Below are 17,396 nucleotides of genomic sequence, written 5' to 3'. Positions count from 1 at the left end.
TGATTCATGAGATCGAAAAGATTTGAAGCACTGGCGAAACGCCCTGTGAATCAGGACGGCTTTGTTAAGGAGTGGATCGAAGAAGGCTTTATCGCAATGGAAAGCCCGAACGATCCAAAACCGTCGATTAAAATCGTTAACGGCGCGGTGACCGAGCTGGACGGAAAACCGGTTAGCGAATTCGACCTGATCGACCACTTTATCGCCCGCTACGGCATCAACCTGAACCGCGCCGAAGAAGTGATGGCGATGGATTCGGTCAAGCTGGCCAATATGCTGTGCGATCCTAACGTCAAGCGCAGCGAAATCGTTCCGCTGACCACCGCCATGACCCCGGCGAAAATTGTTGAAGTGGTTTCGCATATGAACGTGGTTGAGATGATGATGGCGATGCAGAAAATGCGCGCCCGCCGCACGCCATCTCAGCAGGCGCACGTCACCAACGTCAAGGATAACCCGGTGCAAATTGCCGCCGATGCCGCCGAAGGCGCATGGCGCGGGTTTGACGAACAAGAAACCACGGTTGCGGTAGCGCGCTATGCGCCGTTCAACGCCATCGCGCTGCTGGTTGGTTCTCAGGTTGGTCGTCCGGGCGTACTGACGCAGTGCTCCCTGGAAGAAGCCACCGAGCTGAAGCTCGGCATGCTGGGCCACACCTGCTACGCCGAAACCATCTCCGTTTACGGCACCGAGCCGGTCTTCACCGACGGTGACGATACCCCATGGTCGAAGGGCTTCTTAGCCTCTTCCTACGCCTCTCGCGGCCTGAAAATGCGCTTCACCTCCGGCTCCGGATCCGAAGTGCAGATGGGCTACGCCGAAGGCAAATCCATGCTGTATCTGGAAGCGCGCTGCATCTATATCACCAAAGCCGCGGGCGTTCAGGGGCTGCAAAACGGCTCAGTAAGCTGCATCGGCGTACCGTCTGCCGTGCCGTCAGGCATTCGTGCCGTGCTGGCGGAAAACCTGATCTGCTCGTCGCTGGATCTGGAATGCGCCTCCAGTAACGACCAGACCTTCACCCACTCCGATATGCGTCGTACCGCGCGCCTGCTGATGCAGTTTCTGCCGGGTACCGATTTTATCTCCTCTGGTTATTCCGCAGTGCCGAACTACGACAACATGTTCGCCGGTTCCAACGAAGATGCGGAAGACTTTGACGACTACAACGTTATCCAGCGTGACCTGAAAGTGGACGGCGGTCTGCGCCCGGTTCGCGAAGAGGACGTTATCGCCATCCGTAACAAAGCCGCCCGCGCGCTGCAGGCCGTGTTTGCCGGAATGGGACTACCGCCGATTACCGATGAAGAAGTTGAAGCCGCGACCTATGCCCACGGTTCGAAAGATATGCCGGAGCGTAACATCGTCGAAGACATCAAGTTCGCCCAGGAAATCATCAATAAAAACCGCAACGGTCTGGAAGTCGTTAAAGCGCTGGCGCAGGGCGGGTTTACCGACGTGGCCCAGGACATGCTCAACATCCAGAAAGCCAAGCTAACCGGCGACTATTTGCACACCTCCGCCATTATCGTCGGCGACGGACAAGTGCTCTCTGCGGTTAATGACGTCAATGACTATGCCGGTCCGGCAACAGGTTATCGCCTGCAGGGAGAACGCTGGGAAGAGATTAAAAATATCCCTGGCGCTCTTGATCCCAACGAGATTGATTAAGGGGTGAGAAATGGAAATTAATGAAAAATTGCTGCGCCAGATAATTGAAGACGTGCTCCGCGACATGAAGGGCAGCGATAAACCCGTCTCGTTTAATGCGCCTGCGGCATCCACAGCGCCACAGACCGCTGCGCCTGCGGGCGACGGCTTTCTGACCGAAGTGGGCGAAGCGCGCCAGGGCACTCAGCAGGACGAAGTCATTATCGCCGTCGGCCCGGCATTTGGCCTGGCACAGACTGTTAATATCGTCGGCTTACCACATAAGAGCATTCTGCGCGAAGTCATTGCCGGTATTGAAGAAGAAGGTATCAGGGCGCGCGTGATTCGCTGCTTTAAATCTTCCGACGTGGCGTTCGTCGCCGTGGAAGGTAACCGCCTGAGCGGCTCCGGCATCTCCATCGGCATCCAGTCGAAAGGTACTACGGTTATCCACCAGCAGGGGCTACCGCCGCTCTCCAACCTGGAGCTGTTCCCGCAGGCACCGCTGCTGACGCTGGAAACCTACCGTCAGATTGGTAAAAACGCCGCCCGTTATGCGAAACGCGAATCACCGCAGCCGGTCCCTACGCTCAATGACCAGATGGCACGCCCGAAGTACCAGGCAAAGTCGGCCATTTTGCACATTAAAGAGACCAAGTACGTCGTGACGGGCAAAAACCCGCAGGAACTGCGCGTGGCGCTTTGATAAAGGATAACTCCATGAATACCGACGCAATTGAATCGATGGTCCGGGACGTATTGAGCCGCATGAACAGCCTGCAGGGCGATGCGCCAGCAGCGGCTCCTGCGGCAGGCGGCACGTCCCGCAGCGCAAAGGTCAGCGACTACCCGCTGGCGAACAAACACCCGGAATGGGTGAAAACCGCCACCAATAAAACGCTGGACGACTTTACGCTGGAAAACGTGCTGAGCAATAAAGTCACCGCTCAGGATATGCGTATTACCCCGGAAACCCTGCGCTTACAGGCGTCTATCGCCAAAGATGCGGGCCGCGACCGGCTGGCGATGAACTTCGAACGCGCCGCCGAACTGACCGCGGTACCGGACGATCGCATTCTTGAAATCTACAACGCCCTTCGTCCGTATCGTTCAACGAAAGAAGAGCTGCTCGCTATCGCCGACGATCTCGAAAACCGTTATCAGGCAAAGATTTGCGCAGCTTTCGTTCGTGAAGCGGCAGGGCTGTACGTTGAGCGTAAAAAACTCAAAGGCGACGATTAATTACAGGGGTATGTGATGCGATATATAGCTGGCATTGATATCGGCAACTCATCGACGGAAGTCGCCCTGGCGACTCTGAATGAGGCTGGCGCGCTGACAATCACCCACAGCGCGCTGGCGGAAACGACCGGGATCAAAGGCACGTTGCGTAACGTGTTCGGCATTCAGGAAGCGCTCGCCCTCGTCGCAAAGCGCGCGGGGATCAATGTCAGCGATATTTCGCTCATCCGCATTAACGAAGCCACGCCGGTGATTGGCGATGTGGCGATGGAAACCATTACCGAAACCATCATCACCGAATCGACAATGATCGGCCATAACCCAAAAACGCCGGGGGGAGTAGGCCTTGGTGTGGGTATCACGATTACGCCGGAGGAGCTGTTAACCCGCCCTGCGGACTCGTCCTATATTCTGGTGGTATCGTCAGCCTTTGATTTTGCCGATATCGCCAATGTTATCAACGCCTCAATGCGCGCCGGATACCAGATTACCGGCGTCATTTTGCAGCGCGACGATGGCGTACTGGTCAGCAACCGGCTGGAAAAATCGCTGCCGATCGTTGACGAAGTTCTGTACATCGACCGCATTCCGCTGGGGATGCTGGCGGCGATTGAAGTCGCCGTGCCGGGGAAGGTTATCGAGACCCTCTCCAACCCTTACGGCATCGCCACCGTATTCAACCTCAACGCCGATGAGACGAAAAACATCGTCCCGATGGCGCGCGCGCTGATCGGCAACCGTTCCGCCGTGGTGGTTAAAACGCCATCCGGCGACGTCAAAGCTCGTGCGATACCCGCCGGTAACCTGGAGCTGCAGGCTCAGGGTCGTACCGTGCGCGTGGATGTCGCCGCCGGTGCCGAAGCTATCATGAAAGCGGTGGACGGCTGCGGCAAGCTCGACAACGTCACCGGCGAGGCCGGGACCAATATCGGCGGCATGCTGGAGCACGTGCGCCAGACCATGGCCGAGCTAACCAATAAACCCAGCAGCGAGATTTTCATTCAGGATCTTCTGGCCGTTGACACCTCGGTTCCGGTGAGCGTCACCGGCGGTCTGGCCGGGGAGTTCTCGCTGGAGCAGGCCGTCGGCATCGCCTCGATGGTGAAATCAGACCGTCTGCAGATGGCGATGATTGCCCGTGAAATTGAGCAGAAGCTTAATATCGACGTGCAGATCGGCGGCGCTGAGGCTGAAGCCGCCATTCTGGGCGCGCTGACCACACCGGGCACCACCCGACCGCTGGCGATCCTCGACCTCGGCGCGGGTTCCACCGATGCCTCCATCATCAACCCTAAAGGTGAAATCATCGCCACCCATCTCGCCGGGGCAGGCGACATGGTCACGATGATTATTGCCCGCGAACTGGGGCTGGAAGACCGCTATCTGGCGGAAGAGATCAAAAAATACCCGCTGGCTAAGGTCGAAAGCCTGTTCCACTTACGCCACGAGGACGGCAGCGTCCAGTTCTTCCCGACGCCGCTGCCTCCCGCCGTGTTCGCCCGCGTCTGCGTGGTGAAACCGGACGAACTGGTGCCGCTTCCCGGCGACTTAGCGCTGGAAAAAGTGCGCGCCATTCGCCGCAGCGCTAAAGAACGCGTCTTTGTCACCAACGCCCTGCGCGCGCTGCGCCAGGTCAGTCCAACCGGCAACATTCGCGATATTCCGTTCGTGGTGCTGGTCGGCGGCTCGTCGCTGGATTTCGAAGTTCCGCAGCTGGTCACCGATGCGCTGGCGCACTACCGCCTGGTCGCCGGGCGAGGAAATATTCGCGGCAGCGAAGGCCCAAGAAACGCGGTGGCCACCGGCCTGATTCTCTCCTGGCACAAGGAATTTGCATATGGACAGTAATCACAGCGCCCCGGCCATCGTCATTACCGTTATCAACGACTGCGCCAGCCTCTGGCACGAAGTGCTGCTGGGTATCGAAGAGGAAGGCATCCCTTTCCTGCTTCAGCGTCACCCGGCTGGAGATGTCGTTGACAGCGCCTGGCAGGCGGCGCGCAGCTCGCCGCTGCTGGTTGGCATAGCCTGCGATCGACACTCGCTGGTCGTGCATTACAAGAATTTACCCGCATCGGCGCCGCTTTTTACGCTGATGCATCATCAGGACAGTCAGGCCCAACGCAACACCGGTAATAACGCGGCACGGCTGGTCAAAGGGATCCCTTTCCGGGATCTGAATAGCTAAGCAACAGGAGAACTGCAGTATGAATAACGCACTGGGACTGGTTGAAACAAAAGGGCTGGTCGGCGCCATTGAAGCCGCCGATGCAATGGTTAAATCCGCCAACGTACAGCTGGTGGGCTACGAAAAAATTGGTTCTGGCCTGGTTACCGTCATGGTTCGCGGCGATGTCGGCGCGGTTAAAGCAGCCGTAGATGCAGGCAGCGCGGCGGCAAGCGTCGTGGGTGAAGTGAAATCCTGCCACGTTATCCCGCGTCCGCACAGCGATGTTGAGGCCATTTTACCGAAATCAGCCTAATCGATGGCAAATAAGGAGCACCGCGTGAAGCAATCACTGGGATTACTTGAAGTTTGTGGTCTGGCACTGGCTATCAGCTGCGCCGATATCATGGCGAAATCCGCTTCTATCACGCTGCTCGCCCTCGAAAAGACCAATGGTTCAGGCTGGATGGTGATTAAAATTACCGGTGATGTGGCCTCCGTTCAGGCGGCTATCACCACCGGTGCGCATTTCGCCGAACAGCGGAATGGCCTGGTGGCCCACAAGGTTATCGCCAGGCCCGGAGAAGGGATCCTGCTCGCAGAGCCCCCCCCACCCTCCGTCATTGAACCTGAGCCTGAAGCGTCAGAGATAGCTGATGTCGTTTCTGAAGCGACAGCAGAAGAGGCCCCGCAGGAATCAGAACTGGTCAGTTGCAACCTGTGTCTGGATCCAAAATGTCCTCGCCAGAAGGGCGAACCTCGTACGCTTTGCATTCATCCCGGTAAGCGAGGTGAAGCGTAATGGATAAAGAGCTTCTGCAATCAACGGTCAGTAAAGTTCTTGATGAGATGCGCCTGCGGCCTATCCCGCTGGGCGTCTCAAACCGTCATATCCACCTGTCCGCACAGGATTATGAGCGGCTGTTTCCCGGCCATCCCATCAGCGAGAAAAAAGCGCTGCTGCAGCCGGGACAATACGCCGCGGAGCAAACCGTCACCCTGGTGGGACCGAAAGGGCAGCTCAAAAATGTGCGCCTGCTCGGTCCGCTGCGCTCGGTAAGCCAGGTGGAAATTTCGCGTACCGATGCGAGAACGCTGGGGATTGCCGCGCCGCTGAGAATGTCCGGCAACCTGAAGGGGACGCCGGGCATCCGCCTGGTCAGCCCCTTTGCCGAACTGGAGCTACCTTCCGGGGTTATCGTCGCGCAGCGGCATATCCATATGTCGCCGCTTGATGCGCTGATCCTGCGGGTTTCCCACGGCGATAGGGTTTCAGTGGCGATTGAAGGCGACGAGCGCGGGCTGATTTTCAACAACGTGGCGATTCGCGTTTCACCGGACATGCGCCTCGAAATGCACATTGATACCGATGAAGCCAACGCCGCTGGTGCCGATAACCCGCAGGCCTTTGCCCGGCTGGTAGGCCCGCGATGAACGGCGAAACCCTGCAGCGCATTGTCGAGGAGATTGTCTCCCGGCTGCAGCGCCGTGCCCGGAGCACGGCGACGCTGAGCGTTACGCAACTTCGCGATGCCGACTGTCCAGCGCTGTTCTGTCAGCACGCGTCGCTACGCATCCTGCTCGTCGACCTGCCGCTGCTGGGTCAGCTTGCGGATGCAGAAACCGACGATGCCGCAGCCCGGAAAATTCACGACGCGCTGGCGTTTGGCATCCGCGTACAGCTCAGCCTGCACAGCCAGCTGCTGCCGGTTATCCCGGTAAAAAAACTGGCTCGTCTGCCGCTGGTATTCACCGACGAGCACGGACTGCCGCTGGTTCTGCATGCGGGTTCGGTGCTGAGCTATCGCGATGTCGCGCTGCTAAGCCGGGGGCGTGTGGTTGTCCACCGCAAATGCATCGTGACCGCCATGGCGCGTGACGCGGCCAATGCGCGGAATATTCAATTAATTAAGCAGGAGTAAATCATGCATCTGGCACGAGTCACGGGCGCGGTTGTCTCCACGCAAAAATCACCTTCTTTGATTGGGAAAAAGCTGCTGCTGGTGCGTCGGGTCAGCGCCGATGGCGAACTCCCCGCCTCGCCCACCTCCGGCGATGAAGTGGCCGTGGACTCCGTCGGCGCGGGCGTCGGCGAACTGGTTTTGCTCAGCGGCGGCTCCAGCGCCAGGCACGTTTTTTCCGGGCCAAATGAGGCCATCGACCTCGCCGTTGTCGGCATTGTAGATACGCTTTCGCGTTAAGGGGCGGTTATGGCGATTTATACCCGAACAGGTGACGCTGGCACCACATCACTGTTTACCGGCCAGCGGGTGAGCAAAACCCACCCGCGGGTTGAAGCCTACGGCACGCTGGATGAGCTGAACGCCGCGCTGAGCCTGTGCGCCTGCGCCGCTGCGGATGAAAATCACCGCACCTTACTCGAGGCCATCCAGCAGCAACTTTTTTGGTTTAGCGCAGAGCTGGCCAGCGACAGCGAGCAGCCGTCGCCCAAACAGCGCTACATCAGCAGCGAAGAGATTTCGGCCCTGGAAGCCGCTATCGATCGGGCAATGGCCCGCGTCGAACCGCTGCACAGCTTTATTTTACCCGGACGCTGCGAAGCCGCGAGCCGCTTACATTTTGCCCGCACGCTGGCGCGCCGCGCCGAACGCCGTCTGGTTGAACTGGCAACTGAAGTCAACGTACGCCAGGTGCTGATGCGCTACATCAACCGCTTATCGGACTGCCTGTACGCCCTGGCCCGCGCGGAAGATAGCGATGCGCACCAGGCCAACATCATCCGTGAAGTTAGCAAGCGCTATCTGGCTGCCAGCCAGCCGACCCGCAGCAAGGAGACAACGCCCGTGGCCCTCTCATTCCACGATCTGCACCAGCTCACCCGCGCCGCCGTTGAACGCGCGCAGCAACTGCAGGTTCCGGTAGTCGTCAGCATCGTTGACGCGCACGGCACGGAAACTGTGACCTGGCGGATGCCGGACGCCCTGCTGGTCAGCAGCGAACTGGCGCCAAAAAAGGCATGGACCGCAGTGGCAATGAAAACGGCGACCCATGAGCTGAGCGATGTCGTTCAGCCAGGCGCGGCGCTTTACGGTCTGGAAAGTCATTTACAGGGAAAAGTGGTCACCTTTGGCGGCGGTTACGCCCTATGGCGCGACGGCATATTAATTGGGGGTCTTGGCATCAGCGGCGGCAGCGTTGAGCAGGACATGGACATAGCACAGACCGCCATCGCGGCTATTAACGTGGAAACTCATCAATGAATACTTCTGAACTCGAAACCCTGATTCGCACCATTCTTAGCGAGCAATTAACCACGCCGGCGCAAACGCCGGCCCAGCCTAAGGGCAAAGGGATTTTCCAGTCCGTGAGCGAGGCCATCGATGCCGCGCACCAGGCGTTCTTACGTTATCAGCAGTGCCCACTAAAAACCCGCAGCGCCATTATCAGCGCGATGCGTCAGGAGCTGACGCCGCTGCTGGCTGCTCTGGCAGAGGAGAGTGCCAATGAAACGGGGATGGGCAACAAAGAAGATAAATTCCTCAAAAACAAGGCTGCGCTGGACAACACGCCGGGCGTAGAAGATCTCACCACCACCGCGCTGACCGGCGACGGCGGCATGGTGCTGTTTGAATACTCGCCGTTTGGCGTTATCGGTTCGGTCGCGCCGAGCACCAACCCGACGGAAACCATCATCAATAACAGCATCAGCATGTTAGCGGCGGGCAACAGTATTTACTTTAGCCCGCATCCGGGAGCGAAAAAGGTCTCTCTGAAGCTGATTAGCCTGATTGAAGAGATTGCCTTCCGCTGCTGCGGCATCCGCAATCTGGTGGTGACCGTGGCTGAACCCACCTTCGAAGCGACCCAGCAGATGATGGCCCACCCGCGAATCGCGGTACTGGCTATTACCGGCGGCCCCGGCATTGTGGCAATGGGCATGAAGAGCGGTAAGAAGGTGATTGGCGCTGGCGCGGGTAACCCGCCCTGCATCGTTGATGAAACGGCAGACCTGGTGAAAGCGGCGGAAGATATCATCAACGGCGCGTCATTCGATTACAACCTGCCCTGCATTGCCGAGAAGAGCCTGATCGTAGTGGAGAGCGTCGCCGAACGTCTGGTGCAGCAAATGCAAACCTTCGGCGCGCTGCTGCTAAGCCCGGCCGATACCGACAAACTCCGCGCCGTCTGCCTGCCTGAAGGCCAGGCGAATAAAAAACTGGTCGGCAAGAGCCCATCGGCCATGCTGGAAGCCGCCGGGATCGCTGTCCCTGCAAAAGCGCCGCGTCTGCTGATTGCCGTTGTCAACGCCGACGATCCGTGGGTCACCAGCGAACAGCTGATGCCGATGCTGCCGGTGGTAAAAGTCAGCGATTTCGATAGCGCGCTGGCGCTGGCCCTGAAGGTTGAAGAGGGGCTGCATCATACCGCCATTATGCACTCGCAGAACGTGTCGCGCCTGAACCTCGCGGCCCGCACGCTGCAAACCTCGATATTCGTCAAAAACGGCCCCTCCTATGCCGGGATCGGCGTCGGCGGCGAAGGCTTTACCACCTTTACTATTGCCACACCAACCGGTGAAGGGACCACGTCAGCGCGTACTTTTGCCCGCTCCCGGCGCTGCGTACTGACCAACGGCTTTTCTATTCGCTAACCGAGGTCGCGATGAATACCTTCTCACTACAAACGCGGTTGTACAGCGGTCAGGGCAGCCTGGCGGTGCTCAAGCGCTTTACCAATAAGCACATCTGGATAATCTGCGATGGTTTTCTGGCGTGCTCTCCGCTGCTGGATACCCTGCGTAACGCGCTGCCCGCAGATAACCGCATCAGCGTCTTTAGCGAGATAACGCCGGACCCCACCATCCACACCGTGGTGCAGGGCATTGCGCAAATGCAGGCCCTGCAGCCGCAGGTGGTAATTGGTTTTGGCGGCGGCTCGGCAATGGACGCGGCGAAAGCGATTGTCTGGTTTAGCCAGCAGAGCGGCATCAATATCGAAACCTGCGTGGCGATACCAACCACCAGCGGCACCGGTTCGGAAGTGACCAGCGCCTGCGTAATTAGCGACCCGGATAAAGGCATCAAGTATCCGCTGTTCAACAATGCGCTGTATCCGGATATGGCGATCCTCGACCCGGAGTTGGTGGTCAGCGTACCGCCGCAGATTACCGCCAACACCGGCATGGACGTGCTGACCCACGCCCTGGAAGCCTGGGTGTCACCGCACGCCAGCGACTTTACCGACGCGCTGGCGGAAAAAGCCGCCAAACTGGTGTTCCAGTATCTGCCCACGGCGGTGGAAAAAGGCGACTGCGTGGCGACGCGCGGGAAAATGCACAATGCTTCAACGCTGGCGGGGATGGCATTCAGCCAGGCGGGACTGGGTCTTAACCACGCGATAGCCCACCAGCTCGGCGGACAGTTTCATCTGCCGCACGGGCTGGCCAATGCGCTGCTGCTCACGACGGTGATCCGCTTTAACGCGGGTGGCCCGCGCGCCGCCAAACGCTACGCGCGGCTGGCCAAAGCCTGCGGTTTTTGCCCGGCAGAAGCCAATGACGTTGCGGCGATCAATGCGCTGATTCAGCAAATCGAACTGCTTAAGCAACGCTGTGCCCTTCCCTCACTGGCCGTTGCGCTTAAAGAAGGAAGATCCGACTTTTCCGCACGCATTCCGGCGATGGTGCAGGCTGCGCTGGCTGACGTTACGCTGCGCACCAACCCGCGCCCGGCCAATGCCGAGGAAATTCGGGAACTGCTGGAGGAACTGCTATGAGTACCGCCGTCAACGTCGTTGAAATGTCTCATAGCGCTGATGAAATTCGCGAGCGCGTCCGCGCAGCGGGCGTTGTCGGCGCGGGCGGCGCAGGTTTTCCCGCTCACGTCAAACTACAGGCGCAGGTAGAGATTTTTCTGGTGAACGCCGCCGAGTGTGAACCGATGCTCAAAGTTGACCAGCAACTGATGTGGCAGCAGGCCGCGCGTCTTGTCCGCGGCGTGCAGTACGCGATGACGGCAACCGGCGCGCGCGAAGGGGTGATAGCCCTGAAAGAAAAATACCGCCGGGCCATCGATGCCCTTACCCCGCAGCTGCCAGCCGGTATCCGCCTGCATATCCTGCCGGATGTTTATCCCGCGGGCGATGAGGTGCTGACTATCTGGATGGCAACCGGCCGCCGGGTCGCCCCGGCTGCGCTACCGACCAGCGTCGGCGTGGTCGTCAATAACGTGCAAACGGTGCTGAATATTGCCCGGGCGGTCGAGCAGCAGTTTCCGGTCACTCGTCGCACGTTGACCGTAAACGGCGCGGTCGCCAGACCGTTGACCGTTACCGTTCCTGTCGGCATGTCACTGCATGAAGTGCTGGCGCTGGCGGGCGGCGCAACGGTCGACGACCCTGGTTTTATTAACGGCGGCCCGATGATGGGTGGCCTGATTACCTCTCTTGATAACCCGGTGACGAAAACTACCGGCGGCCTGCTGGTGCTCCCAAAAAGCCATCCGCTTATCCAGCGGAGAATGCAGGACGAGCGCACGGTGCTTTCCGTCGCGCGTACCGTCTGCGAACAGTGCCGACTGTGTACCGATCTCTGTCCGCGACACCTGATCGGCCACGAACTCTCCCCGCACCTGCTGGTGCGGGCGTTGAACTTTCACCAGGCCGCCACGCCGCAGCTGCTGCTGAGCGCCCTTACCTGCTCGGAATGCAACGTTTGCGAAAGCGTGGCCTGCCCGGTGGGGATCTCGCCGATGCGCATCAACCGCATATTAAAACGCGAGCTGCGGGCGCAAAACCAGCGCTACGTAGGGCCGCTGAACCCGGCCGACGAGATGGCGAAATATCGCCTGGTGCCGGTGAAGCGGCTGATCGCCAAACTGGGACTAAGTCCCTGGTACCAGGAGGCACCGCTGGTGGAAGAAGAGCCGTCAGTAGAAAAAGTCACTTTGCAGCTGCGCCAGCATATTGGTGCCAGCGCAGTACCGACTGTTGCCGTCGGCGAGCGCGTGACGCGCGGACAGTGCGTTGCCGATGTCCCGCCTGGCGCGCTCGGCACCCCCATTCACGCCAGCATCGACGGCATTGTTTCGGCCATCAGCGAACAGGCCATCACGGTTGTAAGAGGTTAACCATGTCTCAGGCTATAGGAATTTTAGAACTCACCAGCATCGCCAAAGGGATGGAACTCGGCGATGCGATGCTGAAAAGCGCCAACGTTAATCTGCTGGTCAGTAAAACCATCTGTCCGGGGAAGTTTTTGCTGATGCTCGGCGGCGATATCGGCGCTATCCAGCAGGCCATTGAAACCGGTACGTCCCAGGCCGGCGAAATGCTCGTCGACAGCCTGGTGCTGGCAAATATTCATCCCAGCGTACTTCCGGCCATCAGCGGCCTGAACAGCGTCGATAAGCGCCAGGCGGTAGGTATCGTCGAAACCTGGAGCGTAGCGGCCTGCATTAGCGCCGCAGACCGGGCGGTGAAAGGCTCAAACGTCACCCTGGTGCGGGTGCATATGGCCTTCGGCATCGGCGGTAAATGCTACATGGTGGTGGCGGGCGACGTTTCTGATGTCAACAACGCCGTGACGGTTGCCAGCGAAAGCGCGGGCGAAAAAGGGTTGCTGGTTTACCGCTCGGTGATCCCGCGCCCGCATGAAGCCATGTGGCGACAGATGGTGGAGGGATAATGGAAAGACAGCCAACAACGGATCGCATGATTCAGGAGTACGTTCCCGGGAAACAGGTCACCCTCGCGCACCTGATTGCCAATCCGGGGAAAGATCTCTTTAAGAAGCTGGGCCTGCCGGATGCGGTTTCCGCGATTGGCATCCTTACCATCACGCCGAGCGAAGCATCGATTATCGCCTGCGATATCGCCACTAAATCCGGCGCGGTGGAAATTGGTTTTCTCGATCGCTTTACCGGTGCCGTAGTGCTGACCGGCGACGTTTCCGCCGTCGAGTATGCCCTCAAGCAGGTAACGCGCACGCTGGGCGAAATGATGCAGTTCACCACCTGTTCGATCACCCGGACGTAACGTCATGAAGCGTTTGATGTTTATCGGCCCCAGCCAATGCGGGAAAACCTCGCTGACCCAAAGCCTGCGCGGCGAAGCGCTCCATTATAAGAAAACTCAGGCCATTGAATGGTCTCCGATGGCTATCGATACGCCGGGCGAATATCTGGAGAACCGCTGCCTGTATAGCGCCCTGCTAACCAGCGCCTGCGAGGCCGACGTCATCGCGCTGGTGCTGAATGCCGACGCCCAGTGGTCGCCCTTTTCTCCGGGTTTTACCGCCCCGATGAACCGCCCGACGATTGGCCTTGTCACCAAAGCCGATCTCGCTGCCCCGCAGCGTATTTCGCTTATCGCACAATGGCTTACGCAGGCTGGCGCCCGGCAGATTTTTATTACCAGCGCGCTGAATAACTCGGGTCTCGACGCCGTGCTGGATTTTCTGAATTCGAAGGAACCTTTATGTCTTACAAAATAATGGCCATTAACGCCGGCAGCTCATCGTTAAAATTCCAGCTGCTGGAGATGCCGCAGGGCGACATGCTCTGCCAGGGGCTGATTGAGCGTATCGGTATGGCGGATGCGCAGGTGACAATTAAGACGCACAGCCAAAAATGGCAGGAAACCGTCCCCGTTGCCGATCATCGCGATGCGGTAACGCTGCTTCTGGAAAAGCTGCTGGGTTATCAAATCATTAACAGTCTGCGGGACATTGACGGGGTGGGCCATCGTGTGGCGCACGGCGGTGAGTTTTTTAAAGACTCGACGCTGGTCACGGATGAAACGTTAGCGCAAATCGAACGTCTTGCTGAACTGGCCCCGCTTCACAACCCGGTAAACGCGTTGGGTATTCACGTTTTTCGTCAACTGTTGCCTGATGCCCCTTCCGTAGCCGTGTTTGATACGGCATTTCACCAGACGCTGGATGAACCCGCCTATATTTACCCGCTTCCCTGGCATTATTACGCTGAACTGGGGATTCGCCGTTATGGCTTTCATGGCACCAGCCATAAGTATGTCAGCGGCGTTCTGGCTGAAAAGCTGGGCGTACCACTCAGCGCATTACGGGTGATTTGTTGTCATCTTGGAAACGGTAGCAGCATTTGCGCTATCAAGAACGGGCGTTCGGTCAATACGTCGATGGGCTTTACGCCGCAGTCAGGCGTGATGATGGGCACCCGTAGCGGAGATATTGATCCCTCTATTCTGCCGTGGATAGCCCAGCGCGAAAACAAAACGCCGCAACAGTTGAATCAGTTATTAAATAATGAGTCAGGCTTGCTGGGCGTTTCTGGCGTGTCGTCTGATTACCGCGATGTCGAACAGGCAGCCAATACCGGTAACCGGCAGGCTAAACTCGCTCTCACTCTGTTTGCCGAACGCATTCGCGCCACCATCGGCAGCTATATTATGCAAATGGGAGGACTGGATGCGCTGGTATTCACTGGGGGCATTGGCGAGAACTCAGCGCGCGCCAGATCGGCGGTGTGCCATAATTTGCAATTTTTGGGCTTAGCCGTTGATGAAGAGAAAAATCAGCGTAATGCGACATTTATCCAGACGGAGAACGCCCTGGTGAAAGTCGCCGTCATCAACACCAACGAAGAGTTAATGATCGCACAAGACGTTATGCGCGTTGCGCTACCTGCCACGGAAGGGCTTTGTGTACCAGCCTGAGAGGGTTATACGACGCATTGCGGCAAGTCATGGTAATAACGCTTTTACCATGACACTATGCGCGCACACTATTTGTACCTGAAAGGTGATAACGTGGCTGTTGCGCAATGCCCCGCCTCATGCGGGGAACTTATCCAGGGATGGATTCTGGGCAGTGAGAAACTGGTCTCCTGCCCTGTTGACTGGTACAGCACCGTAGCAGTCACGGCTGCGCCGCCGCTGGTAAACGAGCGTCCATTGTCGCGGGCGATGGTGGAGCGCGTTTTGGCGCACTGGCAGTATCCTGCGCACTGGAGTAACGAGATTCGCGTCGATGTGCGTTCGTCAATTCCCGTTGCCAAAGGCATGGCCAGCAGTACCGCAGATATCGCCGCTACGGCGGTGGCAACGGCGCATCATCTTGGCCATTCGCTGGATGAAACCACCCTTGCACAGCTTTGCGTCTCAATCGAACCCACTGATAGCACCGTTTTTCATCAGTTAACGCTGTTTGATCATAATAATGCAGCCACGCAAATCGCCTGCGAGCCACCGCCGCCAATCGATTTGCTGGTACTGGAAAGCCCGGTCACACTGCGCACGCAAGATTACCACCGTCTCCCTCGCCAGCAGAAATTAATAGCAAGTTCAGCAACCTTGCAGCAGGCCTGGAATCTGGTGCAGGAAGCCTGTATAACGCAAAATCCGCTCCGACTGGGTGAGGCGGCAACGCTTAGCGCTATCGCCAGCCAGACGCTGTTACCTAAGCCGGGCTTTACCGCCCTGCTGTCGCTGGTCGAAGAGTGTGATTTATACGGATTGAACGTGGCGCATAGCGGTAGCGTGGTGGGTCTGATGCTGGACCGGAAACGTCATGATATTGCGCGTCTGAAAGGTAAGCTGGCAGAGAAAAAACTTACCCGACACTGGCCAAAACAACATTTACTCAAGATGGTCACAGGCGGGGTCAAACTGCAGTGAGAGCCTGATATACGCTCCCACTGCCGTAGCGCATTATTCGGCTTTTACATCGGCGTGTTTCATTTCGCCCATCGCTTTCAGCTTTTTGGAAATGTCACGACGCTCTTTGGAGATTTCGGCATTTTTAATGATGTAGTCATCAACACGATCTTCATAGTCGCTTTTCATACTGGCGATGATACCCTGAATCGCCTCAACGCTCATACCTGGCTTGATGTAGTCGCTCAGGTTGTCCAGCAGCAGCACACGCTTCTGGTTGTCACGGATCTTCTTCTCAATGTCCTGAATTTCACGTTGCAGTTTATTTTTGCGACGGAACAGACGAACAAACTCCAGCACGTCCTGGAAAGAAGGCTTGGTTGTTTCCATTTTTACACCCCTGATAATGTGAGATTCGGATTCGTTAAGCAACTGCTAGTGGATAAACATTACGTTTATCCCCGTCATACTTCAAGCCGCCAGAGGAAACACCGTTACGTCGCCGTCTGGGGAAACCTGAAGGTTCGGAGATAAAATCGTTGTCAGTAGCACTCATTTTATCCTTATATTAGTATCATACTCTTAATCTTTGCTGAATCGAAGCAGCAACAAATTCATTCACCCCATCTGCTTTTTATTTGCGCAAAGCCCGGCAGATCAAATGCGAAAGCAGTTCCAACTGTCGGGCCGTTTCCATACTTAGCCAAACATAGCCGTGGATGGGGGTTTCAGCCACCGCGTCGTCCTGCTGCTCGTTCATTAGCTGCCGCAACTCGGCAGCAATATCATTCAGTTTACCGGTGTTTGCCAGTACCGGCTGCGGGTTGCCTTCAAACAACGCGTGGGCGATCGTTAACAAGGTTTGCTGCGTCATCTGCTGGGTTTCACGCAATGTGTGCGCGTTAAGCATCACAAAATGGCTGGCGCGCGTCGCCCAGTGGGCGTTGATTTGTAATTCAAGCATACAAACCAGATTGCGGTTGATGGTCTGAATGGCCTCGAAAATAGATTTTTGTATCCGGGTTTCTTTACTGGCGGGCGTTATCAGCCCGCGCATTTTGACGACATCGTTCAGCAACCGTTGCAAATGTTTATCCAACCGGGGGCGCTCCAGCAAATTCGGCGACAGCGCTGCCTGATACACCCGATTATACGCCGTGACGCAATGCGCCAGTCGGATGCGCCAGTGCAAAAAGGCGCGCTGGGGCCAGATGCCGGTAAACAACATTGCCAGTAGCGACCCCAAAATCACATCCCCGCCACGCCATAATGCCGTATTCATATCACCAGCGGGAGCGCCGACAACAACGGCGAGCGTTATGCCTATCAGTAGCGCCTGATACGGTTTTTTCCCTAATGCCAGCCAGCCGCACAAAAACATCGCTATCGCACACCACACCAGCATCAGCGGTAAGGAAAAGAGCTCCAGGCGTAGCGCCACCAGCCCTAACGCCGCGCCCAGGATCGTACCGCCTATGCGCTCAAAAGCACGAGGCACTACATTTCCCCAGAATGAGATGGGCCCCATAATCACCACTAACGTGATTAGCGGCCATGTGCCCTCGGGAATAGAAAACAGACGAACCAGCAGAAAGGTAAGAATGAACGCCAGGGCGATACGTATGCCATGCACGATGCGATAATGACGGTACAACCGTATTTCAAAAGGGCTTAATGACTTATCGGCACGCACGCTTGCGCTCCTTACGGGAATGGCAAAAAATGCATTGTACCTGCTTTATAGCAA

The 17,396-nt window shown here is 57.6% G+C and carries 21 protein-coding genes; 19 read left to right on the top strand and 2 right to left on the bottom strand.

All coding sequences use genetic code 11. From position 1 onward, the window contains the following. The first annotated feature begins 6 nt into the window (after window positions 1–6). The 19 genes from pduC (at window position 7) to pduX (ending at window position 15,670) form a co-directional block, all read left to right on the top strand. A complete protein-coding gene (gene pduC / locus LCS67_RS08845; protein ID WP_001256896.1) occupies window positions 7–1,671 on the top strand; it encodes a propanediol dehydratase large subunit PduC in 1,665 nt (554 codons plus the stop codon). 10 nt (window positions 1,672–1,681) lie between these two features. After that, entirely contained in the window at window positions 1,682–2,356 is a 675-nt protein-coding gene (gene pduD, locus LCS67_RS08840) for a propanediol dehydratase medium subunit PduD (RefSeq protein WP_000405049.1), read from the top strand. Window positions 2,357–2,370: 14 nt separating this feature from the next. Continuing rightward, the gene (pduE, locus tag LCS67_RS08835) at window positions 2,371–2,892 is read left to right on the top strand and encodes a propanediol dehydratase small subunit PduE (RefSeq protein WP_001090597.1); all 522 of its coding nucleotides are present in this window, start codon (window positions 2,371–2,373) and stop codon (window positions 2,890–2,892) included. A 15-nt stretch (window positions 2,893–2,907) separates the two neighbouring features. Continuing rightward, entirely contained in the window at window positions 2,908–4,740 is a 1,833-nt protein-coding gene (gene pduG, locus LCS67_RS08830) for a propanediol dehydratase reactivase alpha subunit PduG (RefSeq protein ID WP_001268899.1), read from the top strand. Further along, entirely contained in the window at window positions 4,730–5,080 is a 351-nt protein-coding gene (gene pduH, locus LCS67_RS08825) for a propanediol dehydratase reactivase beta subunit PduH (RefSeq protein ID WP_031567882.1), read from the top strand. The genes pduG and pduH overlap by 11 nt, the downstream gene beginning before the upstream one ends. Window positions 5,081–5,099: 19 nt before the next feature. Next, window positions 5,100–5,375, top strand: a complete 276-nt coding sequence (gene pduJ / locus LCS67_RS08820) for a propanediol utilization microcompartment protein PduJ (RefSeq protein ID WP_001057755.1) — start codon at window positions 5,100–5,102, stop codon at window positions 5,373–5,375. A 3-nt stretch (window positions 5,376–5,378) separates the two neighbouring features. Further along, window positions 5,379–5,861, top strand: coding sequence for a propanediol utilization microcompartment protein PduK (pduK, locus tag LCS67_RS08815; protein ID WP_001284380.1), 483 nt, complete (start codon window positions 5,379–5,381; stop codon window positions 5,859–5,861). Continuing rightward, a complete protein-coding gene (locus LCS67_RS08810) occupies window positions 5,861–6,493 on the top strand; it encodes a phosphate propanoyltransferase (protein ID WP_000356727.1) in 633 nt (210 codons plus the stop codon). Before pduK ends, LCS67_RS08810 begins: the two co-directional genes overlap by 1 nt. After that, window positions 6,490–6,981 carry a propanediol utilization microcompartment protein PduM gene (gene pduM / locus LCS67_RS08805; RefSeq protein ID WP_023137997.1) on the top strand — a complete coding sequence of 164 codons (492 nt, stop codon included), beginning with the start codon at window positions 6,490–6,492 and terminating at the stop codon, window positions 6,979–6,981. Before LCS67_RS08810 ends, pduM begins: the two co-directional genes overlap by 4 nt. Window positions 6,982–6,984: 3 nt before the next feature. Continuing rightward, on the top strand, window positions 6,985–7,260 hold the full coding sequence (gene pduN / locus LCS67_RS08800) for a propanediol utilization microcompartment protein PduN (protein ID WP_000549825.1): 276 nt from the start codon (window positions 6,985–6,987) through the stop codon (window positions 7,258–7,260). A 9-nt stretch (window positions 7,261–7,269) separates the two neighbouring features. After that, window positions 7,270–8,280, top strand: a complete 1,011-nt coding sequence (pduO, locus tag LCS67_RS08795; protein WP_031567874.1) for a two-domain cob(I)yrinic acid a,c-diamide adenosyltransferase PduO — start codon at window positions 7,270–7,272, stop codon at window positions 8,278–8,280. After that, a complete protein-coding gene (gene pduP, locus LCS67_RS08790; protein WP_001097662.1) occupies window positions 8,277–9,671 on the top strand; it encodes a CoA-acylating propionaldehyde dehydrogenase PduP in 1,395 nt (464 codons plus the stop codon). Before pduO ends, pduP begins: the two co-directional genes overlap by 4 nt. A gap of 11 nt (window positions 9,672–9,682) precedes the next feature. After that, on the top strand, window positions 9,683–10,795 hold the full coding sequence (gene pduQ, locus LCS67_RS08785; RefSeq protein ID WP_001091446.1) for a 1-propanol dehydrogenase PduQ: 1,113 nt from the start codon (window positions 9,683–9,685) through the stop codon (window positions 10,793–10,795). Beyond that, on the top strand, window positions 10,792–12,147 hold the full coding sequence (gene pduS, locus LCS67_RS08780; RefSeq protein ID WP_031567869.1) for a cobalamin reductase PduS: 1,356 nt from the start codon (window positions 10,792–10,794) through the stop codon (window positions 12,145–12,147). The genes pduQ and pduS overlap by 4 nt, the downstream gene beginning before the upstream one ends. A gap of 2 nt (window positions 12,148–12,149) precedes the next feature. Then, complete coding sequence (gene pduT / locus LCS67_RS08775) at window positions 12,150–12,704, top strand: propanediol utilization microcompartment protein PduT (RefSeq protein WP_000075777.1); 555 nt, start codon at window positions 12,150–12,152, stop codon at window positions 12,702–12,704. After that, window positions 12,704–13,054 (top strand): propanediol utilization microcompartment protein PduU, encoded by a 351-nt coding sequence (gene pduU, locus LCS67_RS08770; RefSeq protein WP_000441100.1) that lies wholly within the window; start codon window positions 12,704–12,706, stop codon window positions 13,052–13,054. The genes pduT and pduU overlap by 1 nt, the downstream gene beginning before the upstream one ends. Before the next feature lie 4 nt (window positions 13,055–13,058). After that, window positions 13,059–13,511, top strand: a complete 453-nt coding sequence (gene pduV / locus LCS67_RS08765) for a propanediol utilization protein PduV (protein WP_000826268.1) — start codon at window positions 13,059–13,061, stop codon at window positions 13,509–13,511. Further along, complete coding sequence (gene pduW, locus LCS67_RS08760) at window positions 13,496–14,710, top strand: propanediol utilization propionate kinase PduW (protein WP_000120646.1); 1,215 nt, start codon at window positions 13,496–13,498, stop codon at window positions 14,708–14,710. The genes pduV and pduW overlap by 16 nt, the downstream gene beginning before the upstream one ends. Before the next feature lie 93 nt (window positions 14,711–14,803). Continuing rightward, window positions 14,804–15,670: an L-threonine kinase PduX gene (gene pduX / locus LCS67_RS08755; protein ID WP_001518728.1), complete on the top strand. Its 867-nt coding sequence runs from the start codon at window positions 14,804–14,806 to the stop codon at window positions 15,668–15,670. 33 nt (window positions 15,671–15,703) lie between these two features. Here the strand turns inward: pduX and LCS67_RS08750 are convergent, their stop codons facing one another. Both LCS67_RS08750 and LCS67_RS08745 read right to left on the bottom strand, forming a co-directional pair. Next, window positions 15,704–16,039, bottom strand: coding sequence for a DUF496 family protein (locus LCS67_RS08750; RefSeq protein ID WP_000450405.1), 336 nt, complete (start codon window positions 16,037–16,039; stop codon window positions 15,704–15,706). A gap of 244 nt (window positions 16,040–16,283) precedes the next feature. After that, entirely contained in the window at window positions 16,284–17,342 is a 1,059-nt protein-coding gene (locus LCS67_RS08745; protein WP_001200860.1) for an FUSC family protein, read from the bottom strand. Window positions 17,343–17,396 lie beyond the last annotated feature (54 nt).

It is taken from the genome of Salmonella sp. A7 (genome assembly GCF_020181675.1).
GTDB classification, from domain to species: Bacteria; Pseudomonadota; Gammaproteobacteria; order Enterobacterales; family Enterobacteriaceae; genus Salmonella; species Salmonella enterica.
Note: the sequence above shows the minus strand (reverse complement) of the source record. Positions and strands in the feature narration are given on the sequence as shown.

Bases quoted from the DNA above. Each gene is read 5' to 3' on its own strand.
- pduO (WP_031567874.1), top strand. From the start codon at position 7,270: ATGGCGATTTATACCCGAACAGGTGACGCTGGCACCACATCACTGTTT.
- LCS67_RS08810 (WP_000356727.1), top strand. From the start codon at position 5,861: ATGGATAAAGAGCTTCTGCAATCAACGGTCAGTAAAGTTCTTGATGAG.
- pduC (WP_001256896.1), top strand. From the start codon at position 7: ATGAGATCGAAAAGATTTGAAGCACTGGCGAAACGCCCTGTGAATCAG.
- pduU (WP_000441100.1), top strand. From the start codon at position 12,704: ATGGAAAGACAGCCAACAACGGATCGCATGATTCAGGAGTACGTTCCC.
- pduW (WP_000120646.1), top strand. From the start codon at position 13,496: ATGTCTTACAAAATAATGGCCATTAACGCCGGCAGCTCATCGTTAAAA.
- pduS (WP_031567869.1), top strand. From the start codon at position 10,792: ATGAGTACCGCCGTCAACGTCGTTGAAATGTCTCATAGCGCTGATGAA.
- pduG (WP_001268899.1), top strand. From the start codon at position 2,908: ATGCGATATATAGCTGGCATTGATATCGGCAACTCATCGACGGAAGTC.
- pduD (WP_000405049.1), top strand. From the start codon at position 1,682: ATGGAAATTAATGAAAAATTGCTGCGCCAGATAATTGAAGACGTGCTC.
- pduE (WP_001090597.1), top strand. From the start codon at position 2,371: ATGAATACCGACGCAATTGAATCGATGGTCCGGGACGTATTGAGCCGC.
- pduT (WP_000075777.1), top strand. From the start codon at position 12,150: ATGTCTCAGGCTATAGGAATTTTAGAACTCACCAGCATCGCCAAAGGG.
- pduH (WP_031567882.1), top strand. From the start codon at position 4,730: ATGGACAGTAATCACAGCGCCCCGGCCATCGTCATTACCGTTATCAAC.
- pduK (WP_001284380.1), top strand. From the start codon at position 5,379: ATGGCAAATAAGGAGCACCGCGTGAAGCAATCACTGGGATTACTTGAA.
- pduJ (WP_001057755.1), top strand. From the start codon at position 5,100: ATGAATAACGCACTGGGACTGGTTGAAACAAAAGGGCTGGTCGGCGCC.
- pduP (WP_001097662.1), top strand. From the start codon at position 8,277: ATGAATACTTCTGAACTCGAAACCCTGATTCGCACCATTCTTAGCGAG.
- pduV (WP_000826268.1), top strand. From the start codon at position 13,059: ATGAAGCGTTTGATGTTTATCGGCCCCAGCCAATGCGGGAAAACCTCG.
- LCS67_RS08750 (WP_000450405.1), bottom strand. From the start codon at position 16,039: ATGGAAACAACCAAGCCTTCTTTCCAGGACGTGCTGGAGTTTGTTCGT.
- pduQ (WP_001091446.1), top strand. From the start codon at position 9,683: ATGAATACCTTCTCACTACAAACGCGGTTGTACAGCGGTCAGGGCAGC.
- pduM (WP_023137997.1), top strand. From the start codon at position 6,490: ATGAACGGCGAAACCCTGCAGCGCATTGTCGAGGAGATTGTCTCCCGG.
- pduN (WP_000549825.1), top strand. From the start codon at position 6,985: ATGCATCTGGCACGAGTCACGGGCGCGGTTGTCTCCACGCAAAAATCA.